This window comes from Archangium sp. (genome assembly GCF_036388035.1).
Taxonomy (GTDB): Bacteria; Myxococcota; Myxococcia; order Myxococcales; family Myxococcaceae; genus Archangium.
The window spans coordinates 1-3,928 of sequence record NZ_DASVSO010000998.1; the positions used below are offsets into that span (position 1 = coordinate 1).

At 66.7% G+C, this 3,928-nt stretch carries 5 protein-coding genes; 3 read left to right on the forward strand and 2 right to left on the reverse strand.

The features are described from left to right. Window positions 1–42: 42 nt before the first annotated feature. Window positions 43–1,761, forward strand: a complete 1,719-nt coding sequence (locus tag VF697_RS41265; protein ID WP_331103949.1) for a B12-binding domain-containing radical SAM protein — start codon at window positions 43–45, stop codon at window positions 1,759–1,761. A gap of 131 nt (window positions 1,762–1,892) precedes the next feature. Continuing rightward, the gene (locus VF697_RS41270) at window positions 1,893–2,423 is read left to right on the forward strand and encodes a DUF3060 domain-containing protein (protein ID WP_331103950.1); all 531 of its coding nucleotides are present in this window, start codon (window positions 1,893–1,895) and stop codon (window positions 2,421–2,423) included. 41 nt (window positions 2,424–2,464) lie between these two features. On the opposite strand, the gene VF697_RS41275 is transcribed toward VF697_RS41270, so the two are convergent. After that, window positions 2,465–2,818 (reverse strand): hypothetical protein, encoded by a 354-nt coding sequence (locus VF697_RS41275; RefSeq protein WP_331103952.1) that lies wholly within the window; start codon window positions 2,816–2,818, stop codon window positions 2,465–2,467. Between the two features lie 336 nt (window positions 2,819–3,154). Between VF697_RS41275 and VF697_RS41280 the strand changes: the two genes are divergently transcribed. After that, window positions 3,155–3,286 (forward strand): hypothetical protein, encoded by a 132-nt coding sequence (locus VF697_RS41280; protein WP_331103954.1) that lies wholly within the window; start codon window positions 3,155–3,157, stop codon window positions 3,284–3,286. Between the two features lie 28 nt (window positions 3,287–3,314). Here VF697_RS41280 and VF697_RS41285 read toward each other — a convergent pair. Beyond that, on the reverse strand, window positions 3,315–3,928 hold a 614-nt coding region (locus VF697_RS41285; RefSeq protein WP_331103955.1), incomplete at its 5' end, for a DUF5953 family protein.

Sequence of the window (3,928 nt, forward strand, 5' to 3'; positions counted from 1 at the left end):
GCACCTAGTCCTCACGACATTCGGAAGGTCCGGTTTCGTCTCATGCAAGGCCGTCGCGTCCTCTCTCCAGTCCTCCTTGTTGGCGCCGGAACCGGCGAGGCCACCTGCGGGATCCTCTATCTCGCGAGCTACCTGCGACGCGGTGGGATCGAGGCCTTCGTCCGGCTCTACGACGGGGACGAGTCCGAGGACGAGGTGGCCCGCTCGCTCGAGGCCCTGGTGGCCCGCGTGCGCCCCCGGCTCGTGGGGATCAGCCTCAAATGGTTCCACCACGTCCACCGCGCGCTGCTCCTGGCGCGGACGCTGCGGGAGATCGACCCGGACATCCGGATCGTCGTGGGCGGCAACACCGCGTCGTACTGGTGGCGGGAGCTGAGCGCGTTCGACTGCATCGATCACATCGTCCTGGGCGACGGCGAGCGGCCGCTGCTGGCGCTCTGCCAGGGCGAGCCCTCTCCGCCCAACTGCGTCACCCGGGCTCCGGACGGCACCCCGCGGCGGTTGCCCCTGGAGTACGTGCAAGGCGCCACCAACAGCGAGGACATCTACTACTCGCACTTCAACGACATCTTCCTGAGCCACCAGGATCGCCACGCCTTCTCGGGGTGGGTCGCGCCCGGCAAGGGGTGCGCCGAGAACTGTCTGTATTGCGGTGGGGCCCGCGGCAACCAGAAGGCGGCTTTCGGACGCGCGAAGCCGTTTCTGCGCTCCGAGGAGAGTGTGCGCCGCGATCATCAGGAGATCGCCCACCGGACGTGGCAGATGCGCTACGACTTCTCGGGAAGCTCGGCGGAGTTCCTGCAGAGCACCTGGGCGGGAGTCGATCTCTCCCGCCACTCCTGCATGTATTTCCTGTGGGGGGTGGCCCGGATCGAGCTCATCGACGCCCTGGCCCAAACCTTCGAGCACGTCCACATGGTGCTCGACATCGGCTGCTTCTCGGAACAGCAGCGGCTCGAGCAGATGCGTCGCGGCCTGCTCAAGCCGTGTGCCTCGGACCAGCAGCTCCTCGAGATCATCGAAGGCTGCCGCCGCCATGAGAACCTGGACGTCGAGGTCTCGGGAATCGCGGGCCTGCCCTTCGCCAGCGCCGCCACGCTCGAAGAGGAAGTCCGCTTGGTGGAGCGCGTGATGAGCCTCGACTGTGATGTGGGCTACCAGCGGCTCGAAGCGCAGCCCGGAGCGCTCGCCACCGAGCACCCCGCGCGGTTCGACATGGTGAGCGAAGCGCGAACGTTCACGGAGTTCCTCGAGTACTTCGAGCAACGCGAGCCAGGCGATGTGTCGGTGCCGATGCTGCGCTTCCGCGACGCGGCGCTCGAGAAGGCGGTGCAGCGCACGTCGGAGCACGTGGAGGCGCTCGAGTGGAAGCACAGCGAAGCGAAGCGACGGGTCGCGATCAACGGAAGCACGCGCCTGTTGAACACCGCCCCCTCGACGCTTCAGTTCAAGCTCGGTGATTGGTTGGGACATCACCGCGTCCCCGCGAAGGTGGCGCAGGAACAGGTGACCGTCGTGCGGTCGGTGGACGGAACGGGCCTGGTCTGTGCGCCTTCGGTCAACCCGAGAAAGTTCACCGATCCGACGCTGGATCAGGGCGAGGACGCTCAGATTCTCCTGAGCACCCTGGCCGCCTTCGAGCGCCCGACGACGGTCGCCAGCGCGGTGGCGCAGCTGGGGGCGAAGGTGAAGCTCGACCCGCGCTCGGCGCGCGAGGTCATTGACCATCTCGTCAACGGACGCTTCCTGCAGCCGGCGTAGGGGATGCGTCCGGGAGTGTCCATTCCCGTGCGCTCCTCCGTGAAAGCATTGCGCTTCCTGCACCTTGCGTGTTGATTGCGCGGCCAGCGGAGGCCCTTCGCTGCCTCCGTGTCCTCACAGGGAGGGGTGCAATGTCGAAGTCCGTTCGTGGAATGGTGCTGTCGGGCGTCCTGGCGAGTCTCCTGCTGGCTCCCGCCATGGCCATGGCGCAGGGCCGCACGTCCGTGAAGGTGGGCAAGAACGGCAACGTCGAGGTGAAGGCTGGCAACACGGAGGTGAAGACCGACGGAGCCGGGGTGGACGACCAGCTCGGTGGCGCCGATGTGGAGGCAGCGGGCGACGAGGAAGAGGCGAGCGCGCCGGGCGAGGAGACGCCGGCCAACGCGCAGCTCGAGATCTCGGGCTCGGGTGGCCAGGAGACGCACCGTTGCTCGCCGAAGACCGAGGTGGGCATCACCGGCAGCGACAACGAGGTGACGCTGACGGGTGAGTGCAAGAGCGTGAGCGTGAGCGGCGCCAACAACACGGTGAAGGTGGAGGCCGTCGCCGTCGTCAGCGTGACGGGCGCCAACAACGCGGTCACCTGGAAGCGGGCCGTGGGCGGCAAGAAGCCCAAGGTGAGTCGCACCGGCGCCAACAACAAGGTGACGCAGGCGCGCTGAGCAGCGGCCCCGCTCGCGCGATAGAGCTGAGCGAGTTTGGATCAGCAGTTGATGCTGCTGATCTGGATGTTCTGACCATCGAAGATTTTGTACCAGCCGGGACCGATGTGTCTGATGCCAGCAAGGGTGAACTCGCAACCTTTGGGCACCAGAAACCCGTCAACATCCCTCACCTTGATGTCGGGCCCGTCCTTTCCAGAGGGCAGGGCCTTCCAGGTGCGGTGTTCGTTTCTCTTGCCCCAGTCCGTGGTGATGATGACGTCATGCTCGCTCGAGCGGTTGCGCACGTTGCCACAGAGTCTGGCCCGGCCTATCCCGGTACAGTTTCCGGCCAAGGCGACACCCGGCGCTGCGATCAGCAACCCGCTCATGACTCCGAGCAGCGCAGTGGTCACGCGCGCCCGCCTGGAGAGTCTGGCACCGTGTGGGCTGGAAGATATGTTTGACATTGGGCCTCCTTTTTCTGGTCATGACGGGTCAGAGAACTGCTGTCTTCAGTCTCTTCCCAAGAGCGGGGATGCGCTCTCACTGGGTAGAAGAGAAATGACCCGGTTGTGACTGATCAGGGAAAAGAAAACCGCGCGATGCCTGCTCTGATGGCAGGCTCGAGTGAACCCCGGCGCTGAGCCCTGGACACTGGGGGGCGACGCTGGTGGACTCGACGGGGGAAGAGGTGGCGCTCGTCGCGTGGCAGGAGGCGCCCGTTCCCCCCGAATGGTAAGGGTCCCGTCATGGTGGGCGTGGAGGGGGAGCGCGCGCAGCTCGGCTGCCCCTGTACCCTCAAGCTGTGGGAAGCGCAGGGGCCGCGCACCGTCACCCTCGGGAACGTCACCTTCCCGGTGAGCCAGCAGGCGGCGCCCTGAGCCCGGCTGCCGCGAGCCGTGCCGAGCCTCAAGGGGTGGAGCGCCCGCCGATCTCCGGGAAGCGCTCGTAGGCCCGTTTGAGGGCGTCCAGGTGCGCGGGGTTGTCCAGGTCGAGCGGCTCATCGGTGAGCCGGACCACCCACCCGCCGGTCGCGGTACGCCTTGCGCGTGACAGCAGCTCCGCGTCACGGGAGGGGTCCGGAAAGCCGATGGCTTCTGCGGCAGCGGGCGACCAGTAGTTCAGCCATCCGAGGAACCAGGGAATCTCAGGCGCGGTGAGCTTCTCTGGCAGGTTGAGCATGGGAAGCCCACGGGGTGAACACTCTGGTCCGTGAGGCGAGCGGCGGAACTGCTGCGCGACTTCTGCGCCGTGACCATACGGCGACGCGTGCCCCCAGAACGAGCGCGCCCCCTCCGCCACGCCCTCAAGCAAAGCCGCCGCTGCCGCGATCACGGGCTCGTCCAGTGGCAGTTCTGCATGCATTTCAGACAGGGACTGACCGCCTGGGCTGAGGAGTCCAGGTCTTCCCCTCCCGTTAACCGTCACGGGGTAACTCTCGTCCCCGTTGCACAGAAGAGGGAATCTCCCGTCCTGCGTCCTTCCCGCGAGCCACGCATCGCGCTGCGGCAATGCGATGGGGC